The sequence below is a fragment of the Streptomyces sp. NPDC004647 genome, assembly GCF_040609575.1.
Lineage (GTDB): Bacteria > Actinomycetota > Actinomycetes > Streptomycetales > Streptomycetaceae > Streptomyces.
In genome coordinates this window covers 1-21,610 of record NZ_JBEXKU010000106.1, presented here as the reverse complement: position 1 = coordinate 21,610, position 21,610 = coordinate 1, and the positions used below count along the sequence as shown (strand labels likewise).

16 protein-coding genes, 1 other RNA gene and 1 pseudogene are annotated in these 21,610 nt (G+C 71.5%); 7 read left to right on the top strand and 11 right to left on the bottom strand.

The features are described from left to right. Positions 1-129 precede the first annotated feature (129 nt). Positions 130-1,515, bottom strand: coding sequence for a nitrate/nitrite transporter (locus ABZW18_RS30670; RefSeq protein WP_356193787.1), 1,386 nt, complete (start codon positions 1,513-1,515; stop codon positions 130-132). A gap of 146 nt (positions 1,516-1,661) precedes the next feature. Next, positions 1,662-1,952, bottom strand: a complete 291-nt coding sequence (locus ABZW18_RS30665) for a hypothetical protein (protein WP_356193784.1) — start codon at positions 1,950-1,952, stop codon at positions 1,662-1,664. On the opposite strand from ABZW18_RS30665, the pseudogene ABZW18_RS30660 reads away from it, so the two are divergent. Then, positions 1,939-2,598, top strand: a pseudogene (locus ABZW18_RS30660) (MFS transporter); the annotation flags it as partial. The gene ABZW18_RS30665 and the pseudogene ABZW18_RS30660 overlap by 14 nt on opposite strands. 86 nt (positions 2,599-2,684) lie before the next feature. Here the strand turns inward: ABZW18_RS30660 and ssrA are convergent. The 5 genes from ssrA to ftsE form a co-directional block, all read right to left on the bottom strand. Further along, positions 2,685-3,055: a transfer-messenger RNA gene (ssrA, locus tag ABZW18_RS30655) on the bottom strand. A 161-nt stretch (positions 3,056-3,216) separates the two neighbouring features. Next, a complete protein-coding gene (gene smpB, locus ABZW18_RS30650; RefSeq protein WP_356193781.1) occupies positions 3,217-3,696 on the bottom strand; it encodes an SsrA-binding protein SmpB in 480 nt (159 codons plus the stop codon). 18 nt (positions 3,697-3,714) lie between these two features. Then, entirely contained in the window at positions 3,715-4,929 is a 1,215-nt protein-coding gene (locus ABZW18_RS30645) for a S41 family peptidase (RefSeq protein ID WP_356193793.1), read from the bottom strand. Between the two features lie 82 nt (positions 4,930-5,011). Then, positions 5,012-5,929 carry a permease-like cell division protein FtsX gene (gene ftsX, locus ABZW18_RS30640; protein WP_356193778.1) on the bottom strand — a complete coding sequence of 306 codons (918 nt, stop codon included), beginning with the start codon at positions 5,927-5,929 and terminating at the stop codon, positions 5,012-5,014. Positions 5,930-5,973: 44 nt separating this feature from the next. Next, on the bottom strand, positions 5,974-6,663 hold the full coding sequence (gene ftsE, locus ABZW18_RS30635; protein ID WP_356193775.1) for a cell division ATP-binding protein FtsE: 690 nt from the start codon (positions 6,661-6,663) through the stop codon (positions 5,974-5,976). 283 nt (positions 6,664-6,946) lie between these two features. Here ftsE and ABZW18_RS30630 point away from each other — a divergent pair, with 283 nt between their 5' ends. Beyond that, positions 6,947-7,147 carry a hypothetical protein gene (locus tag ABZW18_RS30630; RefSeq protein ID WP_356193772.1) on the top strand — a complete coding sequence of 67 codons (201 nt, stop codon included), beginning with the start codon at positions 6,947-6,949 and terminating at the stop codon, positions 7,145-7,147. 161 nt (positions 7,148-7,308) lie between these two features. On the opposite strand, the gene ABZW18_RS30625 is transcribed toward ABZW18_RS30630, so the two are convergent. The 4 genes from ABZW18_RS30625 to ABZW18_RS30610 form a co-directional block, all read right to left on the bottom strand. Further along, positions 7,309-7,971, bottom strand: coding sequence for an LPXTG cell wall anchor domain-containing protein (locus tag ABZW18_RS30625; RefSeq protein WP_356193769.1), 663 nt, complete (start codon positions 7,969-7,971; stop codon positions 7,309-7,311). Between the two features lie 370 nt (positions 7,972-8,341). Then, positions 8,342-9,448: a peptide chain release factor 2 gene (gene prfB, locus ABZW18_RS30620; protein WP_356193767.1), complete on the bottom strand. Its 1,107-nt coding sequence runs from the start codon at positions 9,446-9,448 to the stop codon at positions 8,342-8,344. 355 nt (positions 9,449-9,803) lie between these two features. Continuing rightward, positions 9,804-11,060, bottom strand: coding sequence for a serine/threonine-protein kinase (locus ABZW18_RS30615; RefSeq protein WP_356193764.1), 1,257 nt, complete (start codon positions 11,058-11,060; stop codon positions 9,804-9,806). Positions 11,061-11,287: 227 nt separating this feature from the next. Beyond that, on the bottom strand, positions 11,288-12,931 hold the full coding sequence (locus tag ABZW18_RS30610) for a serine/threonine-protein kinase (RefSeq protein ID WP_356193762.1): 1,644 nt from the start codon (positions 12,929-12,931) through the stop codon (positions 11,288-11,290). Positions 12,932-13,381: 450 nt separating this feature from the next. On the opposite strand from ABZW18_RS30610, the gene ABZW18_RS30605 reads away from it, so the two are divergent. From ABZW18_RS30605 to ABZW18_RS30585, 5 genes are all read left to right on the top strand, one after another. Then, positions 13,382-17,299 carry an FtsK/SpoIIIE domain-containing protein gene (locus tag ABZW18_RS30605; RefSeq protein WP_356193790.1) on the top strand — a complete coding sequence of 1,306 codons (3,918 nt, stop codon included), beginning with the start codon at positions 13,382-13,384 and terminating at the stop codon, positions 17,297-17,299. 171 nt (positions 17,300-17,470) lie between these two features. Further along, positions 17,471-17,641 carry a hypothetical protein gene (locus ABZW18_RS30600; RefSeq protein ID WP_356193760.1) on the top strand — a complete coding sequence of 57 codons (171 nt, stop codon included), beginning with the start codon at positions 17,471-17,473 and terminating at the stop codon, positions 17,639-17,641. A gap of 75 nt (positions 17,642-17,716) precedes the next feature. Then, a complete protein-coding gene (locus ABZW18_RS30595) occupies positions 17,717-19,102 on the top strand; it encodes an ABC transporter substrate-binding protein (RefSeq protein ID WP_356193758.1) in 1,386 nt (461 codons plus the stop codon). A gap of 15 nt (positions 19,103-19,117) precedes the next feature. Continuing rightward, positions 19,118-20,485, top strand: coding sequence for a sugar ABC transporter permease (locus ABZW18_RS30590; protein WP_356193756.1), 1,368 nt, complete (start codon positions 19,118-19,120; stop codon positions 20,483-20,485). After that, positions 20,482-21,402, top strand: a complete 921-nt coding sequence (locus tag ABZW18_RS30585) for a carbohydrate ABC transporter permease (RefSeq protein ID WP_356193754.1) — start codon at positions 20,482-20,484, stop codon at positions 21,400-21,402. The genes ABZW18_RS30590 and ABZW18_RS30585 overlap by 4 nt, the downstream gene beginning before the upstream one ends. Positions 21,403-21,610 lie beyond the last annotated feature (208 nt).

The window sequence follows — 21,610 nt, the reverse complement described above, 5'->3', positions numbered from 1 at the left end:
GAGCCGACGCTCTTCCGATCCGAGCATGGCCGGGTGTGCGGGACCCGTCTCCGCGCCGCCGCGCTCAGCACCACGGATCGCGGAACCCGCCGGACCTCGCCGTGGCCCGGACCTCGCCGTGGCCCGGTCTCAGACCTCGGCGTAGCTCAGTCGCTGCACCGACTCGGACGACGCGTCCGGCTGCGCCGGCGCCGCCGTCGGAGTCTTCCGCAGATACACCGCCCAGGTCACGGCGAAGCACAGTGCGTAGAAGGCCAGGAAGGACACGAAAGCCGCGGTGCCGGACCCCGCCGTCAGGAAGGACTGCCGGAAGGCGAGGTTGATACCGAGCCCGCCGAGTGCGCCGACCGCGCCGATCAGGCCCATCGCGGCCCCGGAGAGCCGCCGCCCGTACGCCGCCGCTGCCTCCCCCGACAGGCCTCCGGCGACCGCCTTCGCCTGGAAGATCCCCGGGATCATCTTGTACGTGGAGCCGTTGCCGAGCCCGGTCAGGACGAAGAGGGAGATGAAGCCGACCAGGAAGATCGCGAGGGACTTCTCCATGGACGCGTAGATGACGACGACGGTCGCGGCGCCCATCGCGGCGAAGTTCCACAGGGTCACCCGGGCTCCGCCGATCCGGTCCGCGAGCCGCCCGCCGACGGGCCGGATCAGCGAGCCGAGCAGCGGGCCGATGAAGGTGAGCGACGCGGCCTGCAGAGGCGTCCGCGCGAACTGGGTCTGCAGCACGAGGCCGAAGGCGAAGCTGTAGCCGATGAACGATCCGAAGGTGCCGATGTAGAGGAAGGACATGATCCAGGTGTGCGCGTCGCGCACCGCCTCCTTCGCGGCCCCGGTGTCGTTCTTCACGGGCGCGAGATTGTCCATCTTCAGCGCCGCCAGCGTGGCCGCGACCACGATGAAGGGGATGTAGACGGCGAGGACGAGCTGCGGGTGGGTGGCGCCGGCCGTGCCGATGACCAGCAGGCCGACGAGCTGGATGACGGGCACACCGATGTTCCCGCCGCCCGCGTTGAGCCCGAGTGCCCAGCCCTTCTTCCGCAGCGGATAGAAGGAGTTGATGTTGGTCATCGAGGAGGCGAAGTTACCGCCGCCGACGCCGGTGAGCGCCGCGACCACCAGGAAAGTCGTATACGAGGTGCCGGGCTCCATCACGAGGGCAGCGGTGACGCTGGGCACCAGCAGGAGCAAAGCGCTGACAATGGTCCAGTTACGGCCGCCGAACCGGGCGACGGCGAAGGTGTACGGGACCCTCAGCAGCCCGCCGACCAGCGTCGGCATCGCGACCAGAAAGAACTTCCCGGCCGGGTCGACCCCGTACTCCGGGCCCATGAACAGCACCATGACCGACCACAGGCTCCAGATGGAGAAGCCGATGTGCTCGGAGAGGATCGAGTAGACCAGATTGCGCTTCGCGATCCGCTCGCCCTTCTCCTTCCAGAAGCTGTCGTCCTCCGGGTCCCACTGCTCGATCCAGCGGCCCCCCGTGCGCCCGGCTGTGGTCGGGAGTGTCATCACGCCTCCGTATATGTCGGTGTGGTTCCAGACCGTAGGAGGCAGGCGTTACCCCGACGTGCCGCCAGGTGACATGCGCGCAACCTTGCACTCACCACCGGGGGCGGAGGCTGGTGAGCACCCTGGAACGCCCGGCCCGCACGCCGTCAGTATGGGGTGCCGGCGGCCACCGCCGTCGGTGCGCCCCTCATCGGGCCGGCGTCGGGGTCCGGTATCCAGGACCCCACCGGTCGCTCCAGCCACTCCCGTTCCTCCGCCAGAGTCCGTACAGCGGCGCGCAGCGCGTCCAGGCCCGGGTGGCGCAGGCCCTTGCGCCAGACCATGGAGACGGGTGACAGCGGTACGGGGTCGACCAGTGGGCGCAGCGCCATCCCCGGCACGTCGATGAACTGGACGGACGCGAGGACCGACCAGCCCTGTTTCGTGGCGACGGGCACGGTCTTCGGCTCCATGGAGGTCGTGACGATCGGCTTCGCCGACGCTCGGGGCCACGGCTCGGCGGCGGGCGCGATGCTGGCGCTCCAGGCGGCCGGTTCCTGTGCGGCAGGACTGCTGTACGGACTCCTGCACCCGAAGGGGCCGGTCACCGGTCGCTTCCTGGTCTGTGCCGGTGCGATGGCCGCGCTGATGTGGCTGCCCCTGGCGGCCTCCGCCACCGGCAGTCTGACCGTCCTGGCGGGCGCGCTGCTCGCTGCCGGTATGGCGACGGCGCCGACGATGGTCACCGGCATGACGCTGATCCAGACCCTCACCCCCGCCGCCAAGCGGAACGAGAGCATGACGCTCGCCGTGACCGGCCTGCTCGGCGGCATCGCCTGCGGCTCGGCCGCGGGCGGCTGGGCGGTGGAACACCTCGGCGCCGGAACCGGTTACTGGGCACCGGTCGCAGCCGCCGTATCGGCCGCGCTCATCACCCTGTCCGGTCTCCCCCGCCTCCGCCGCGCAGAGGCAGCGCACCGGCGCCGCCCCGCCACCTCCGATGCGGAGGCGGAGGCGGATGCGAATACGAAGGCGGAGGCGGAGGCGGAGGAAACGCGCCCGCGCACCGGGCAGAACACATGGGAGTCATGCCGAGGACCGTAGAAGCAGGGAGCGCGCCTCGGCATGGGGTCGTGCCCCACAACGACGAAGGCCCCGCTGCGGTGGCGGGGCCTTCGTTTCACATGGGGTGGTGGAGATGGCGGGAATCGAACCCGCGTCCAACGAAGCAGAAACAGGGCTTCTCCGAGTGCAGTCTGCTGTGCTTTTCTCGGCCCCGGCAGTCACGCAGACAAGCTGCCGACGGGCTCAGCCACTGTTTGATTTCCCACCAGGCCCCGTGGCCGGGCCCAGTGGTTTAGTTCCCTAGCTGATGCCAGGATCCGGGTCGGGAACAGCCCCGGGCTGACAAGTTCGCTAGTCGCTACTTAGGCAGCGAGGGCGAACTGAGTGCTCTTGTTATCGGCACTTGTTTTTTGCGACATATGGTTTACGAGATCATTGCCGCTTCCTCGACTCGCTTCCCCTGCTTCGACATCCGCTGTCGAAACCGATCATCCCCATGTTGATTTATCAAGGTGTGGCTCACACCCCTGAGGGTGCAGAAGCCATCGTACGTGATCAACGCACCGGGGTGCCAGCGTATTCCCGCCGCCACGCTCCGGTGCCGCCTCTCCCAGCCGGCCGCCTCTCCCAGCGCGCCTGCCCCCGGCGGGCCCCCGGCTACGCCCGCTGGCGTCGCCGAGCGGCCGAGATCGCCCGGTCGGTCTCGCGGCGGTCCTGCTGCTCCCGCAGCGTCTGCCGCTTGTCGTACTCCTTCTTGCCCTTGGCCAGCGCGATCTCGACCTTGGCCCGGCCGTCCTTGAAGTACAGCGCCAGCGGTACGAGCGTGTGGCCCGTCTCCTGCGTCTTGTGACTGAGCTTGTCGATCTCCGCCCGGTGCATCAGCAGCTTCCGCCGCCTGCGCGCGCTGTGGTTCGTCCACGTCCCCTGGGTGTACTCGGGGATGTGGACGTTGTGCAGCCACGCCTCGCCGCCGTCCAGCTGCGCGAAGCCGTCGACCAGGGAGGCCCGCCCCTGCCGCAGCGACTTCACCTCGGTGCCCGTCAGCACCAGCCCGCACTCGTAGGTGTCGAGGATGTTGTAGTCGTGCCGCGCCTTCTTGTTCTGCGCGATCAGTTTGCGACCCGTCTCTTTAGCCATAGCGAGGCCATTCTCGCACTACGCCCCGCCCCCGAGGCCACTCAATACTGTGCGGGCCCGCTCGACCGCCCCGCTGCGCACAGTGAGATCGGGGGTGATGCCCCGGCCGTCCACGCTGCGCCCGGCCGGGGTCCGGTAGTGGCCCACAGTGAGCTCGGCGACCGAGCCGTCCGGCAGCTCGCTGGGCATCTGCACCGCGCCCTTGCCGAAAGTGCGCGAGCCGACGACCACCGCCCGGCCGCGGTCCTGCAGCGCTCCGGTCAGCAGCTCGGCGGCGCTCATCGTGCCGCCGTCGACCAGCACGACGAGCGGACTGCCGGTGTCGCCGCCCCGCTGCGCGTACAGGGCCCGCTGCTCGCCCTGTACGCCGTACGTGGCCACCAGACCGCCGTGGAGAAAGGCGGAGGCGACGGTCACGGCCTCGGAGACCAGGCCGCCGGAGTTCCCGCGCAGGTCCAGCAGGATGCCGTCGTTCGCCGGTGCCTCGCGCACCGCGCGGCGCACCTGGTCACCCGCGCCCCTGGTGAAGGACTCGACCTTGATCCGGGTCGTGCCGGAAGCGGCGGACCGGTCGGCGGTGACGGCCTCGGTGGCCAGCCGGGTGCGGTGCAGGGTCTCCTGCCAGGTGCGCCCGCCGCGCTCGAGACCGAGGACGACGGGCGTGCCCGCGGCCGCGGCGGACGTGTCGCTCTCGTGGCCGCGCAGCCGGGAGACGACCTCGGTGACGGGCTGCCCGGTTATCGGCTCGCCGTCGATCGTACGGAGCCGGTCGCCGCTCGCGATGCCCGCCAGGTCGGCGGGGCTGCCGTGCTGCACCCGGGCCGCCTCGATCCGGCCGGCGGGGCCGCTGCGCACCCACAGCCCGACGCCGACGTACTCGCCGTCCAGGGCCTGCTGGACACCCTTGTACTCATGGGCGCTGTAGACGGCGCTCCAGCGGTCGCCGCTGCGGCTCACCACCTCTTCCGCCGCCTCGGAGCCCGACTTGCCCTCGGCCATCGCCCGGGCGGCGGCCCTGGCGACCGCGGCGCGGTCGGCAGTGCCGGACACCGAACGGGCGGGCAGGCGGGCCGCGTTGCGCCCGGGCTCAACCAGGAGCCCGGTGGCGGCGCCGGTCGCGAGGACGGTCGCGAAGACCAATGTCAGGGCAGCCCCGCGGCGGACGCTGCGAGGCAGGGGCCCGGCTTGCGCGCGCCCGGTCAGAGCCGAGACGGAGCGAAGCGGAGCGAACATCGACGAGCCCGACATGCGGGTGAGTCTAGGACACACAAAGGCGCCGCACGGCGGGTTGACCGTACGGCGCCTTGGGTATGCGTCACACCTTCAGGTACTTGCGCAACGCGAAGAAAGCAGCCAGCGCCGGCATCAGCAGCCCGATGGCGAGCACCAACGGCAGCTTCGCCAGCACCGCGTCCCAGCCGATGAAGTTGATCAGATTCAGCTTCTCGGACAGCGCCAGCCCATGGTCGATCAAGAAGTAACGGCCGATCAGCAGCATGCCGCAGGCGCCGATCGCACCCAGCAGCCCGGCGAACGCCGCCTCCATGATGAACGGCATCTGGATATAGAAACTGGATGCACCGACCAGCCGCATGATGCCGGTCTCGCGTCGTCGGCTGAACGCCGAGACCCGGACCGTATTGACGATCAGCATCAGCGCAACGACCAGCATCAGCGCCATCACGCCCAGCGCCGCGTAGTTCATGCCGTTGAGCAGGTTGAAGAGATTCTCCAGCAAGCCCTTCTGGTCCTGGACCTCCTGGACACCCGGCCGGCTGGAGAAGGCGCTGGAGATCACCTGGTACTTCTCCGGATCCTTCAGCTTGATCCGGTAGGACTCCTGCATCTGGTCCGGCGTCAGCGAGTCGGCGAGCGGCGAGTCGCCGAACTGCTCCTTGTAGTGCTTGTACGCCGCGTCGGCGGTCTCGAACTGCACCTTCTCGACGATCGGCATCTTGCCGAGATCGCTGCGGATCTCCTGCTTCTGATCCTCGGTGACGGCGCCCTTGGCGCAGTTGGGATCACTCTCCGCGTCGTTCTTGTTGCAGAGGAAGACCGAGACGTTGACCTTGTCGTACCAGAAGCCCTTCATCGTGCTCACCTGGTCCCGCATCAGCAGGGATCCGCCGAAGAGGGCGAGCGAGAGGGCGACGGAGACGATGACCGCGATGGTCATCGTGAGATTGCGACGGAGACCGACGCTGATCTCCGACAGGACGAACTGGGCGCGCATGATGTCCTTTCAAAAAGTGCCGGCGCGACTACGGAGGGTGGGGATCAGTGCTGGTAGCCGTAGACACCGCGCGACTGGTCGCGTACCAGTCGGCCCTTCTCGAGTTCTATGACGCGCTTGCGCATCTGGTCGACGATCTGCTGATCGTGCGTGGCCATGACGACGGTGGTGCCGGTCCGGTTGATCCGGTCCAGCAGCTTCATGATGCCCACCGAGGTCTGCGGGTCGAGGTTGCCGGTCGGCTCGTCCGCGATCAGCACCATGGGGCGGTTGACGAACGCCCGCGCGATGGCCACACGCTGCTGCTCACCGCCGGACAGCTCGCCCGGCATGCGGTCGTCCTTGCCGCCCAGTCCGACGAGATCGAGGACCTCGGGGACGGTCTTGCGGATCTGGCCGCGCGGCTTGCCGATGACTTCGAGCGCGAAGGCGACGTTCTCGCCCACCGTTTTGTTGGGGAGCAGCCGGAAGTCCTGGAAAACGCAGCCCAACTGGCGGCGCATCTGCGGCACCTTCCAGTTGGAGAGCCGGGCGAGGTCCTTGCCCAGCACATGCACCGCGCCATGGCTGGCCCGCTCCTCGCGCAGCAGCAGCCGCAGGAAGGTGGACTTGCCGGAGCCCGAGGAGCCGACGAGGAAGACGAACTCGCCCTTCTCGATCTCGAGCGAGACATCCCGGAGGGCAGGGCGGGTCTGCTTGGGATAGGTCTTGGAGACGTTGTCGAATCGGATCACGGATGCACCACGGTCGACCTGTGTAGGGGCACGGGATGCCGTGCGGCGGCTCCCGTCGGTGAGCGTGACCATACGCGAACCGGGACGGCCGCGCAGTTGCCGGTGGGGGATGAGCGTTTATTCACGGCACTATCAGGTACAAACCGCGCATTGCCTTCCGGACCCCGCCCCGTAGGAGCTATGGAATCCCGCGGGGCGCGCCGAATCGTGCGGGACCTGGCACAGTGGTAGTGGGGAACCGAAGGGCTTCCCGGTGCGTTGGCCACAGTGAGGAGGAGATCGCATGACATGCGACCGTCTGGTGTGCGCCAACTGCGCGGGCCCGGTGAATGAGGGACGCTGCCCGGTCTGCCGGGCCAGCAGGGAGCGGATGGAGCAGGAGGGCCCCTTCGCGGGGCTGTCCCCGGCGGCCCTGCTCGCGCTGGTGCTGACGCTGATCGCGGTGGCCGTCCTGGCCCCTGTGCTGGCCAATCAGGCCGCCTAGCCTTCGTCCCCCGCTCAGCCCCGCTACCCCTTCCGCCCGCTCACTCCCGGTACGAGGAGCCATGTCCGGGCGCTCCGGCCGCTGAGGCCGGACCGTATACATACGTATAGGGCCCCGGAACGCGGCAGCGTTCCGGGGCCCTATGACGAGCTATGCAGCGATCAAGCCGCCGCGGCGCCACCGCCGCCACGGGTCATGAGACGCGGCAGCATGCGGAAGCCGATACCGCCCGCGATCATGGTCGCGGCGCCGATCAGCAGGAACGTGGTCTCGGAAGCACCGGTCTCGGCCAGTTCCTCCTTGGCCTCGCCCTGCTGGACGGGCTTGGAGCCGACGCTGTCGGTGTCCGTGCCGGTCTCGGTGCCGGTACCGGCGTTCGGGCCCGGGTTGTTGCCGGTGTCACCACCGCCGCCGTTGCCGTTGCCACCCCCGTTGCCGTTGCCGCCGCCATTGCCGTTGCCGTTGCCCGGGTCCGACGGCTCATCGGTCGGCTCACCGGGCTCGGTGGGCTCGTCCGTGGGGTCCGTCGGGTCCTCTGTGGGCTCCGTGGGGAGGTCCGTCGGAACGTCCGTCGGGACCTCCGTGGGGAGGTCCGTGGGGATCTCGGTGGGGAGGTCCGTCGGCTCCTCGGTGGGGTCCTCGTCGCCGATGCCGACCTCGGCACCGACACCGTTCTGGTCGGCGTTCGCCTTGACACCGATACCGCCGACCTCGACGTCGACGCCGACGGCCGAAGCGGCGCCGGCGGCGGTCAGCGACGCACCGGCAGCGATCACTGCGCCGGCGGCTATCCGCGCGACCCGCAGCCGCATTTTCTTCTTCATTAGCCTGCTACCCCCAGTAGCTGTTCTCGTGAGTGGAGCAGCCATGTACGGGGCAGCGGTCGCATGAGGGAAATCGATCAGCGGACTTCACGTACCGCCCGCCCCACCGTCCACACGCGCCCCAGTCATGGGCATGCCGCGCTTCACCATTCCCAGTTTTCACAGCAGCGTCAAGGCCATTGCGAACGCTATGTCCGCTGTGCAGTAACTTGCCCTGGGTAAAGGAACGCGACTGTGACGAAGAAGGCAACCGCCACGCGGGGAGCGGCAGTTGCCTCGTATGTTTTCGCCCGGTGTCGATCGTGCCCCGCGCCCCGCTCGGCGGCGCCGCTCAACCGCCCGTCACAGGGCCGTGAAGGGCTCCGGTGCGCTACTTCTGCTGCTGCTTGCGCCAGCGGATGCCCGACTCCAGGAAGCCGTCGATGTCGCCGTCGAGGACGCCCTGCGGGTTCCCGACCTCGAACTCGGTACGCAGATCCTTGACCATCTGGTACGGGTGCAGGACGTACGAACGCATCTGGTTGCCCCAGGAGTTGCCGCCGTCACCCTTGAGCGCGTCCATCTTCGCCTGCTCCTCCTCGCGGCGCCGCGAGAGCAGCTTGGCCTGGAGGACGTTCATCGCGGTCGCCTTGTTCTGGATCTGTGAGCGCTCGTTCTGGCAGGAGACGACGATGCCGGTGGGGATATGGGTCAGCCGGACCGCGGAGTCGGTGGTGTTGACACCCTGGCCGCCGGGGCCGGAGGAGCGGTAGACGTCGATGCGCAACTCGGACTCGTCGATCTCGATGTGGTCGGTCTGCTCGACGACCGGGAGCACCTCGACGCCCGCGAAGGAGGTCTGGCGGCGGCCCTGGTTGTCGAACGGCGAGATACGGACGAGACGGTGGGTGCCCTGCTCGACGGAGAGGGTGCCGTACGCGTACGGGACCTGGACGGCGAAGGTGGTCGACTTGATGCCGGCCTCCTCCGCGTAGGAGGTCTCGTAGACCTCGGTCTTGTAGCCGTGCCGCTCGGCCCAGCGCAGGTACATGCGCTGGAGTTGCTCGGCGAAGTCGGCGGCGTCGACGCCGCCCGCCTCGGCGCGGATGTTCACCAGGGCCTCACGGGAGTCGTACTCACCCGAGAGCAGGGTGCGCACCTCCATCTCGTCGAGCGCCTTGCGGACGGAGACCAGCTCCGCCTCGGCCTCGGCCAGGGTGTCCGCGTCGTCCTCGCTCTCGGCGAGCTCGAACAGCACGTCCAGGTCGTCGATCCGGGCGCGCAGTGCTTCCGCCTTGCGGACCTCGGCCTGGAGGTGGGAGAGCTTGCTGGTGATCTTCTGCGCCGCCTCCGGGTCGTCCCACAGGGAGGGGGCCGCCGCCTGCTCCTCGAGCGAGGCGATGTCTGCCCTCAGCTTGTCGAGGTCCAGCACGGCCTCGATCGACCCCATGGTCGAGGAGAGGGACTTCAGCTCTTCGGATACGTCGACGACTGCCACGGGTCCAGCGTAACGGCTGTGGGCGCGGACCCTCGCCGTGGTGACTTGTACCACAATGCCCGGTCCTGCGTAGTCCGGCCGCGCTGTATCCGGCGCAAGCGATGACCGGCCGCGACAACGGGTCCGGGGATGTACGCCGCTCTGCCGGGAGGTCGCGGGCCGCCGTCCCGGGGTGCACGGCTCGGTCGGACGGGTCGGACGGGTCGGGTGGGCTCCGGGCCAGTACGGACGGGAGCGGGTCAGGAACCGGGGACCGGGGTGGGCCGGGCACCGGGACGGGAGTGAGTCACGGTCCGGGACAGCAGTGAGTCAGGCACCGGGACGGGAGTGAGCCACGGTCCGGGACAGGAGTGGGTCAGGGGGCGGGTGGGGCGCTGTCGGTGCGTTCCACGCCCGGTTTGGCGTCGGCTTCGTCACCGCTCACGGCGAGCCAGCCGCCGACGCTCGCGGCCACGACGACGGCCACCGCCGCGGCGCCCAGTTTGATCCGGCGGCGGCGTACGGCCTCCGACGTCGACCGGTGGCGGGCCGAACCCGGGCGGCGCTCCCCCGGAGACCTGGGCACCCGGGCCGTCCCCCGCGCGCCGCCCGCGAGCTCGTCCGCGCTGGGCACGCGCATGCTCGTGTGCGTCTCGCGGTTGGAGTCCGGTGCCGAGCCGTGGACGAGTGGCACCGCTCCGCGGCGCGGTGAGCCGGGGGCGGCCGGTGGCCGGTAGGACGGCTCGTCGTACGCCGGGTCCGGCTCCTCGGACTCGGTGCCGGGCTCGTCCACGTCCAGCGGCGGTATCCCGGCCAGGTCGGGCAGCAACTCCCGCAGCCGCCCCGCCATCTCCGCGGCGCGCAGCCGCGAGGCCGGGGACTTGGCCAGGCATTGCAGGAGCAGTTGCCACAGCTCGTCGGAGATGCCGGGCAGCGGGGCGACCGTCTCGGTCACATGGCGGCGGAGGATCGCCCCCGGGTGGCCGCCGCCGAACGGCGTGAAGCCCGCGAGCAGTTCGTACAGAACGGTGGCGAGGGCGTAGATGTCGACGGAGGCGCGCGGCGGCAGGCCCTCGACGATCTCCGGGGCGAGGTAGTCGGGCGTACCGATGATCTTCGTCGCACGGGTGCGGCTGGGGGCGTCGACGAGCCGGGCGATGCCGAAGTCGGTCAGCAGGGCGGGGTGCGCCCCGCCGGGTCCGAGCGGCCCCTGCATGTCCAGCAGGACGTTCTCCGGCTTCACATCGCGGTGCACGATCCCCGCGGAGTGCGCGGCGGTGAGGCCGTCGGCCACGTCCGCGGCGATCGCGACGGCGGCTTCGGGGGCGAGGCGGCGCTCGCGTTCGAGCCGGGTACGCAGATCCGTGCCGCGGACCAGGTCCATGACGAGCGCGAGGTCGTTGCCGTCCACGACGAGGTCGCGGACGCCGACGACGCGTGGGTGGGCGAGGCTGAGGAGCGCTGTGCGCTCCTGGACGAAGCGTCCGACCAGCTCCTGGTCGGAGGCGAGGTCCTCGCGCAGGAGCTTGATGGCGACGGGGCCTTCGGGCCCATCGCCGAGCCACACCGTACCGGCGGATCCCCGGCCCAGGACTTGATGGGCGGTGTACCGGCTGCCGATCTTCCGTGCCAAGACTGCTCCGACGTGTCGTGCCCCAGGGACTGACGGGGCTGGCGTTGGCGACAAAGCTACGCGGGTACCGGGAGTTGGGTGCCCCGGATGACGCCAACCGCCACTTCTGAGCAGGAAATCACCCGCCAGGAGTCGACAAATCTCCAGACTGGGCTGCGTGTTGCGGCTTTCTGCTGCTCGTGTCCTCTACTGCTTGCGACTTCTTCTCGCGTCTTCTCCTGCGAGTTCTACTGCGAGCCGCTGCCGGATTCGGACGATGCACTGACCTCGGAGATCCAGTCCTTCACATTGCTGATCCAGCCGGCCGTCGCGTCCCAGAAGCTCTTGCCTTCCGCGACCCAGTCCTGGAGCGGTGTGAGCTCCCAGATGAGCCAGGCGGCCACGATGAAGATCACGATGGTGAAGAGGCAGCCCTTGAGGCAGCCCAGTCCCGGGATCCGCATCGGGCTGCCGCTGCGACGGCGCGGCTCCCGGCGGGGCGCCGGGGGCTGCGGCGGCGGGGCGTAACGCTGGGGCTGCGGCTCGGGCTGCCGGCGGCGCGGCTGCTGCTGGGGCTGCGGAGGCGGCGGGGCATACGGGCCCGGCGGCGGGGCTCCCTGCTGCCCGTACGGCTGCTGCTGGGGCGCGGGGCGGCGCTGCGGGCGACGGCGCAGCGGGTCCTCGTTCGGGTCGAGGTACTGGACCTGGGTCGCTTCGTTGCGGTCGCGGGCCGCGCGCATCTGGTTCTGCCAGGGGTGCTCGCCGTCGGGTACGGGCGGCATCGCGCGCGTGGGGTCGGCGTTCGGGCCGCCCGGGCCGCTTCCGTGCGCCATGGCCTGGGTGGGGTCGGCGTTCGCGCCGGTCGACGGCATCACGCTGGTCGCGGCGTTCGGGTCGTACGAGCCCGCGCCGTACGGCAGCGCCTGCGTCGGGTCCGCGTCGCCTGCGGCTCCGGACCCGGCGTCCGGCACCGGTGCGGGCGCAGGGTCGGGTGCGAGCAGCGCGGCGACGCCGAGCGCCGCCTCGGCCTGTGCCGGGGTGGAGTGCACCCCTACGCCGTCCGCGACGACGCGCAGGGCACGGGCGAGGTTCTCGGCGCTCGGGCGCTCGTCCGGGTTCTTGCGCAGGCAGCGCTCTATCGCCGTCCACAGCGGTTCGGGGACGGTGGTGGGGCGCCGCGGCTCCTCGCTGAGGTGCCGGTGCAGCACCTCGAGCGCGGTGGCACCGGCGAACGGCGGCCGGCCGGTGACCAGCTCGTACAGCAGGATGCCCGCGCCGTAGATGTCGACGGCGGAGGTCTGCGGACGGCCCTCGGCGGACTCGGGCGCGACGTACGCGGGCGTGCCGACGAACTCCTGCGTACGGGTCAGGCCCGGGGAGTCCGCCAGCCGGGCGATGCCGAAGTCGGTCAGCATCGGCTGCATGCTGCCTTCAGCGCCGGCGAGCAGCACGTTCGCCGGCTTGAGGTCACGGTGGACGACGCCGTCCGCGTGACTGGCGGCGAGGGCGTCGGCGATCTGCGCGGTGAGCAGCGCGGCCGCGACGGGCGTGAACGGGCCGTTCTCGCGCAGATAGCGGTGCAGATCGGGGCCGTCGACCAGGTCCATGACGAGGGCGAGCAGATCTCCCTCGACGACGAGGTCGCGGGTCCGCACGATGTTGTGGTGGGTGAGCCGCAGCAGCACGGACCGCTCGCGCAGAAAGCGCATCACGATGTCCGGGTCGCTGGCCAGCTCCTCCTTGAGGACCTTGATCGCAACGGTCTCGCCCGGCCGGCCCGGCACAGCTGCCTCGGCGCCTGCCGCCTCACGCTGGCTGGCTCGCCAGACGGTGCCCGTGGCTCCGCGTCCGAGCGGCTCCTCGAGCAGGTACTTACTGCCTACCGGCCGCACGTCATGCGCTCCCTGATCGTGGTCCATGTTCCTGGGGCCGCCGGGAAGGTCACCGGCCCGTCCGACCCACTGTAGTGCCGATAGGAAGGGCCTTACGGGCTGCCGACCGGTCGCGGCCGCAGGGCTTGCCAGGAAGACGTCCATTCCGGACAGATGGTTGCGGCGGCGGGGCAGTCCGAGTGCGGCCGGAACCCCCGAATGAACGAATCGGTCCGCGGAGTCCGTCCTCAGCAGGCACTTTTGCGCCGCTGCCCGGCCAATCAAGATCGAAAATCGGCGGTCTCCGGCGAACTGTCAGTGGCAGGTGCGAAGATGACCCCGCACGGAAGCGGTGGGGTGCGGGGGCTCCGCGCGACGTGGTGACCTGTACGTGCCGAGGTGCCCGTGCGCGGGCGGGGAATGCAGGGCACCCCGGTCGCGCTCATCGGGCAGAAGGGACCGTTGACGGCGATGCAGATCCGGCTGACCGTCCTCGGGCCGCGCGGCGGCCGTGCCGCGCGAGCCTGTGACGTACTCGTCACGGCGCCGGCCGGGACCGCGCTCGCCGCGGTCGCGAGCGGGCTCGCGGCCGCCGTCGCCGCGTCGTCGGGGTCCACCGGGATCCCGGGTTCCTCCGCGGCCGAGCCCGCCGCACCCGGATCCTCCGGCACGGTTGTGCTGTACGCGGGCACCGAGCGGCTGGACGCGCAGCGCTGTGCCCTGGGCGAGCCGCCGCTGACGGACGGCGCGGTGCTGTCCCTGCACGCGCCGGCCGAGCCCGGCCGGCACCCCGGTGTGCCCCTGGAGGCGCCGTCTGACGCCTCGGCGCAGCTGCATGTGGTCGCCGGACCGGACGCGGGCGGCGTCCATCTGCTGCACGGCGGCCAGATCCGTATAGGCCGCTCCGCCGACGCGGACGTGCCGCTCGACGACCCGGACGTCTCGCGGCTGCACTGCGCGGTGACGGTCGCCGAGGACGGTGGGGTCACGGTCGCCGATCTGGGCTCCACGAACGGCACCGCCCTGGACGGCGCCCCTCTGGACAGCCGTCCCGCGGCACTCCGTCCGGGTGCGTTGATCCGTCTGGGCGAGTCGGCGCTGCGGCTGGTGGATCCGGGCTCCCCGCCCGGCCCGGCCGCGGGGGGGCGCGGGGCGCCGCTGCGGGACGCGCTGCCGGTCGTCCCCGACGGCGAAGGCCACTTCCGGGTCGCTCTGTTCTCTCCGGGCTCTCCGGACTCTTCCCCGGCTTCCCCCGGCTCCCCGGCCTCCCCGTCCTCCCCGGTCTCGCCGGTGCCTCCGGCCGGCGGCGCGGCCGGGGTCCCCGCCTCGGCGACCGGCCATGTCACAGGACCGCTCACCGACCGGGGCCTCGCCGGGCCCGGCGATACGCCACACGTACCCGCCGCACGGGCGGCCGAGGGCAGCACGCGCGCGGGCGCCGAGGGCGCCGAGGGCACAGCAGCTGCCACAGCCCACGCCTCCTGGCCCGGCGGCACCACCGCCGGACCGGCACCCGGTGAGCCCGGCGGGTCCCGGGCCGGCGGCACTGCGGACCCCCGTGACCCACGGGCCGCGGGCCCGGCGGACGCGGATGCACACACCGGCGCCCCGGGCACTCCGCCGCGCCCCGCCGGACCGCCCAGCACCCCCGGTACGGCAGTGCCCCCCGCGCCGCCGCTTCCCGTCCCGCCCAGCACGGATTCGCCCTTCGGGCCCGGCAGTCCGGTCACGGCCGGCAGCGGGACGGGCGCCGGTGGGTTGCTGCCGCCCGCCCCCCGTACGGAACCCGACCCGAGCCCCACCGCGCGGACCACCCGGGACGACCGCCCGGGACCGGTTCCCTCGCAGTGGGCGAGCGGCAGCAACCCGCCGGGCGTGACGGCCGGAAGCGACCCGGGGGCCCGCGATCCGCAGCGGCCGCCCGCCCCTCATACGGAACCTCCGCGACCGCGATGGGCCATCGGCGACGACCAGTCCCCTCCGCAGGACAGCGGATCCGCGGCGGATCACGGACCGGCACGCGCGCAGGGGCCCGGCGACGGCCACAGCCACGCCCACGGCCACGGCCACGCGGAGGACACGCACTTGGGACATCCGGATCTGATGGTCCCGTGGCAAGCCGCCCCGCACCCTGCCCCCGTGGAGCCCGGCCCCCGTAGCCCGCGGCGGGCCCGCGGGATAGGGGCCTGGGCCCGGCGGCTGGCCGGGGGCCGGGAGGAGGCGCGAGTCGTCTATGAGGCCGCCCCGCAGACCTCACCCGGCGCGCAGCCCGAGCCCCCTGCCCACGAGACGGCCGGGCAGGAGCGGTGGCCCGACCCCGCCGACGTACTGCTGACCGCGCTCGGCCCCGGCCCCCGGCTCTGGGAGCGCCGTCCCGGGCACGCGGAGGCACTGGTCGTCCGGCTGGGCACCGCGGACCGGCCCGGTTCTCCTTCCGTCCCCGTCACCGCCGGCCTGCGCCAGGTCGGCTCGCTCGGGCTGGCCGGACCGCGGGCGCGGCTCTCCGGACTCACGCGTTCGGTCGTGGCCCAACTGGCCGCGCTGCACTCCCCCACCGACCTCGAGATCGTCCTGATCAGCGCGGACCGCGCGCGCGACGCCTCGGAGCGGCTGGCCGAGTGGTCCTGGCTGGGCTGGCTGCCGCAGCTGCGGCCCGCCCACGGCCAGGACTGCCGACTGCTGCTGGCGTACGACCGGGACCAGGCCACGGCCCGTACCGCGGAACTCGTGCGGCGGCTGGACGACGGGCCGTTGGGGACCGGCTGGGTCACCGCGGACCGCGCGGCGGTCGCCGCCGCGGCGCAGCGGTACGAGGGCCCGTACACCGTGGTGATCGTCGACGGAGACCCCGGCTCGGCCGCGCTGCGCGGGACGACCGCGCGGCTCGCGGCGGGCGGGCCGGCCGCCGGTATCCACCTCCTCTGTCTGGCCGAGACGCCGGCGGCCTCCCCCGCCTCGCCGCTCTCCGCGACCCTGGAGGTCGCGCGCACCGCGTCGCCGCCCTTCTCGGAGTGCGGGGCCGCCGCTCTGCTCAGCGGCGATGTCGCCACGGCGCTCCGCGTGATGCCGCTGGGCCCGGCCGGGCCGGTGAACAACGGCGTGATGGCGACCGTGGACGCGGTGTCCGCCGCCTGGGCCGAGCGCTTCGCACGCGCGCTGGCACCTCTGCGCCCGGCGGACGTGAGCGCCGGCTTCTCCCGGCGGGCGGCCATCCCGCTGCCGCGTACGTCCCGGCTGCTGGACGAGTTGGGGCTCGCACGGGCCACCCCGGCCTCGCTGACGGCCCGTTGGGCCGCGGCGGCGGACGCGGGCCAGGCCGAGGGCGGCCGGATCAGCGCGGTCCTCGGTACGGGCCCGCACGGCCCCCTGGCGGTCGACCCGGCTGCCGAAGGCCCGCATCTGCTCATCGAGGGCGGGCCCGGCACGGGCAAGACGGAGCTGCTGCGCTCGCTCGCCGCTTCCCTGGCCGCCGCGGACCGCCCCGACCGGGTGTCGCTCGCCCTGGTCGACGGGGGCGGCGCGGAGCGCGGCGAGGGGCTGCGGGTGTGTACGGAGCTGCCGCATGTCTCGACGTATCTGGCGGCCTCCGACCCGGTCCGTATGCGGGAGTTCGCCCAGGCGCTGAGCACGGAGCTGAAGCGCCGGGCGGAGCTGCTCGGCGGGCTCGACTTCGTCGCCTGGCACGAACAGCGGACCGTGGCTGCCCGGCTGGTCTCGCCGCGGCGCTCGGGCGAGTCTCCGGCCACCGACCGCCAGGGGGACGTGGAGTCCACGTCCAGCGTGACGCTGAAGCTGCGCGCCCGGAGCGGCGGCCGCTCGACGGGCGACGGACCGCCGCCGGCCGGTACGGGAGGCTCGGCGCAACTGCCGCGTCTGGTGGTGCTCGTCGACGACTTCGACGCGCTGGTGGCTCCGGCCCTGGGCAGCCCGGGGCGGCCCGCGGCCGGTTCCGTGGTGCGCGCGCTGGAGGCGGTGGCCCGGGACGGCGAGCGGCTCGGTGTCCATCTGATAGCGGCGACCGGCCGCCCCGACCGTACGGCGGAGACGGCGGCGGCCGAGCGGGCGGACCTGCGGATCGCCCTGGACATACTGCCCGCGCGGGCGGACGGTCCGGATGCGGGCGAGGCCTCTGCGGGGCGCGGACGGTTGCTCCGCAGGGACGGCTCGACGACGCCGTTCCAGGCGGGCCGGGTGACGGGCCGTATCCCGCGGACGGCGACTCTGCGGCCGACAGTGGTACCGCTGGACTGGGAGCGGATGGGCGACCCGCCGGCCCGCCGCCCCGTACGGGAACTCGGCAACGGCCCTACGGACCTGGCTCTCCTGGCCAGCGCACTGCAACGCGCCGCCCAGTCCGCCCAGGCGCCCGCGGCTCCGCCCCTGCTCTGACGCGTACGCCGCCGGCCTGCCTGCCACCGGAGCCGCACCCTGCGCGCTCGGTGGCGGGAGCGGGCCGGTCCCGAGCCTCCGGAGCGCTGCACCGCCCGCTGGGTCCGAGGGCTTCGCCCTCCCGGGCCGGATCCGGCGATCCTCACGAATGCTCCGACTCCGACAACTGCGATGCGCGAACCGGGACGGCCCGCCCGCCGGGGATCCGGTGCGGGCAGGCACCGCAGCCACCGCCCGGACCGGCCGGAGGAACGGCTGCGCCCGACGCCGGATCACAGCCCGGTCACGATCGTCGAGTTCGCGTCGATGGCGGTATTGCGGCTGCTCATGTTCCGGGCGTAGGACTGTCGCACGGGACATACGGAGCACGTGCGGCGCGGCCGGCTGCGGGGTCCGCCCACGGGAGACGGGGCAGGTATGCGCACAACTCTCGCCACACCACGGACCACCCGGAGGACTCGGGCCGCACTGGCGGTCATCGCCGCGAGCGCACTCGCGCTCACCGCCGCGGGCTGCGGCGACGACGACGGCAAGGACAGCTCCGCGGACGGCGGCGGAAGCCAGGACAGCGCCCCCACCGTCGAGCTGCCCACACTGGACGGGCAGAAGCTCCAGGTCGCAGCCGTCTGGACCGGCGCCGAGCAGAAGAACTTCACCGCGGTGCTCGACGAGTTCGAGAAGCGCACCGGTGCCCAGGTCTCCTTCGTACCGACCGGTGACAGCATCTCCACCTTCCTCGGCACGAAGATCGAGGGCGGCGAGCCACCGGACGTCGCGATGCTGCCGCAGGTCGGCGTGGTCAAGCAGTTCGCCGACAAGGGCTGGCTCAAGCCCGCGGGCAGCGAGGTCACGGCTCAGCTCACCAAGAACTTCTCCCAGGGCTGGCAGGACCTCGGCGCACACAAGGGCAAGCAGTACGGCGTCTACTTCAAGGCCGCCAACAAGTCCCTGGTCTGGTACAACAGCGCGGCGTACGAGAACGCGGGCGCCTCCGAGCCCAAGACCTGGCAGGAGTTCCTGGACACCAGCCAGACGATCTCGGCCTCCGGTGTCCCGCCGGTCTCCATCGGCGGCGCGGACGGCTGGACCCTCACCGACTGGTTCGAGAACGTCTATCTCTCCCAGGCGGGACCCGAGAAGTACGACCAGCTGGCCAAGCACGAGATCAAGTGGACCGACCCGTCCGTGAAGCGGGCGCTGGAGACGCTGGGTGAGCTCTTCGGCGACAAGACACTGATCGCGGGCGGCCAGAGCGGCGCGCTGCAGACCGAGTTCCCCAAGTCCGTCACCCAGACCTTCGCGGGCGGTGACACCCCGGAGGCCGCCATGGTCTTCGAGGGCGACTTCGTCTCCGTCAACATCGCCACCGACACCAAGGCGAAGATCGGTACGGACGCCAAGGTCTTCCCGTTCCCGGCGGTGGGCGATCAGTCGCCGGTGGTCAGCGGCGGCGACGCGGCCGTGGCGCTCAAGGGCGGCAAGGGCGCACAGGCGCTGCTCACCTTCCTCGCCTCCACCGACGCCGCCGAGCTCTGGGCGAAGGCGGGCGGCTTCATCTCGCCGAACAAGGAACTCGACCTCAAGGCGTACCCGAACGATGTCCAGCGCGACATCGCCAAGGCGCTCATCGAGGCGGGCGACGACTTCCGCTTCGACATGTCGGACCAGGCGCCCGCGGCCTTCGGCGGTACGAAGGGCGAGGGCGAGTGGAAGGGGCTCCAGGACTTCCTGAAGGACCCGAAGGACGTGTCGGGCGCCCAGCGGGCTCTGGAGGCCGACGCGGCCAAGGCATACGAGAACTGACGGGTCGTCATCGACATGGCGACAGCGACCGCGGGGGGCCCGGCCGCACCCGGCACGCCGCCCCCCGCCCGTCCCCGCGGCGGCAACGGAAAGAGTGTGCTGGGCACCCGGCCCCGGATGGCGGGGTTATTCCTGCTGCCCGCGCTGGTACTGCTCGGCGCGCTGCTGGTCTACCCGATCGCGTACTCCGCGTACCGCAGTCTCTTCGACGCCTCCGGCTCCGGCTTCGTCGGGCTGGACAACTTCGTCGAGATCTTCTCCGACGCCGGCATCCTCACCGCCGTCAGGAACAACCTCATCTGGGTGGTCGTCGCCCCCGCCGTCTCGACCGCGCTCGGTCTGATCTATGCGGTGCTCACCGAACGGGTCCGCTGGGGCACCGCCTTCAAACTGATCGTCTTCATGCCGATGGCGATCTCGATGCTCGCGGCCGGGATCATCTTCCGGCTGGTGTACGAGCAGGACCCGGACCGCGGGGTGGCCAACGCGGTGTGGGTGGGAGTGCACGACACCTTCGCCAAGGCGTCCGCCTATCCGGGCGCGCATCCGCTTCCCACATCCGGTCTCGCCGCGTCCGGCGGCGGCGCGTTCACCACCAAGTCGGCCGTACGGCCCGGGGAGCGGACGATGCTGCCGCTTGTCGGGGTCAAAGCCGGGACCATGCCCGAGGACGCGGCAGGAGCGAAGGCCGCCGAACCCGCCGACGGAAAGATCACAGGCACGGTGTGGCTGGACTTCACCAAGGGCGGCGGCGGTGAACCCGGGGTGATCGACTCCGGCGAGAAGGCTCTCGCCGGGATCGAGGTCGAGGCCGTCAAGGACGGCAAGGTGGTCGCCACTACCGAGGCCGGCGAGGACGGTACGTACGCGCTGCCCGCCGACAAGGCCGAGGGAGCCGAACTACGGCTGCCCGCCTCGAACTTCGAGGAGCAGTACAACGGCGTGGACTGGCTCGGCCCGTCCCTGGTCACCCCCGCCATCATCGGCAGTTACGTCTGGATGTGGGCGGGCTTCGCGATGGTGCTGATCGCGGCAGGCCTGGCGGGCGTACCGCGCGAGCTGCTGGAGGCGGCGCGGGTCGACGGCGCCAACGAGTGGCAGGTCTTCCGGAAGATCACGGTGCCGCTGCTCGCGCCGGTACTGGCGGTCGTGCTCGTCACCCTGATGATCAATGTGCTGAAGATCTTCGACCTGGTCTTCATCCTCGCACCGGGACCGACCCAGTCCGATGCGAACGTGCTGGCCCTGCAGCTGTTCCTGTCCTCCTTCGGAGGGGCCGCGGACCAGGGCGTCGGCAGCGCCATCGCCGTACTCCTGCTGCTGTTCGTGGTGCCCGTCATGATCTTCAACATGCGGCGGATACGAAGGGAGCGCCGCCGATGACTGCTTCGACGTCGACGGACGCGGTGCCCGTACGCAAGCCCGGGGCCGGGGTGGCGGAGAGGGCCGAGCGCTCACCGGCCTCGCGGCTCGCGGCCCGGGCCGGCGGCGGACTGGTGCAGTTCTTCCTGATCCTGGTCGCCCTGTTCTGGCTGATGCCGACGCTGGGCCTGCTCATCTCCTCGCTGCGCGACTCGACCGACATCGCCACCTCCGGCTGGTGGGAGGTCTTCACCGCCCCCGCTCAGCTCACCACCGACAATTACGCCGATCTGCTGGGCAATGCGGTGATCACCGAGTCGCTGCTGTCCACCGTGGTGATCACGGTCCCGTCCACCCTGCTGGTCGTCGTCATCGGCTCGCTGGCCGGATACGCCTTCGCCTGGCTGGACTTCCCCGGCCGCGACTGGTTGTTCCTGGTCGTGGTCGGGCTGCTGGTGGTGCCCGTGCAGGTGGCGCTGATCCCCGTCTCCAAGCTCTTCAACACCGTGGGGATCTTCGAGACGACGGTCGGCGTGGTCATCTTCCACACCGCCTTCGGGCTCCCGTTCGCCATCTTCCTGCTGCGCAACTTCTTCGCCGAGATCCCGCGCGAGCTCCTGGAAGCGGCGCGGCTGGACGGGGCGGGCGAGGTCCGGCTGTTCACCCGGGTCGTGATGCCGCTCGGCGGTCCCGCGATCGCTTCGCTGGGCATTTTCCAGTTCCTGTGGGTCTGGAACGACATGCTGGTGGCGCTGATCTTCGCGGACAGCGGCTCCCCGCCGGTCACGGTCGCCCTGCAGCAGCAAGTGCGGCAGTTCGGCAGCAACATCGATGTGCTGGCGCCCGGTGCCTTCGTCTCGATGGTGATACCGCTCGCCGTGTTCTTCGCCTTCCAGCGGCAGTTCGTCTCGGGCGTGATGGCGGGCGCGGTGAAGTAGCCGGCCCATACGGCAGTTTCGTACGTGAGTTCGGGAAGGCAGTTGGGGGCGGCAGTTCAGGATGGCAGTTCGAGGCGGTGGTGCCGTGCGGCGGTTCCGTATGCACCGAGGGGGCGGGGCCCGTACGGGCCCCCCCCCCCCCGGGGGGTGTGGGGGGGGACATGGTGAGGAGCGGGGAGGGGGGGGGAGGGGGTGGCGTGGGGCGGGG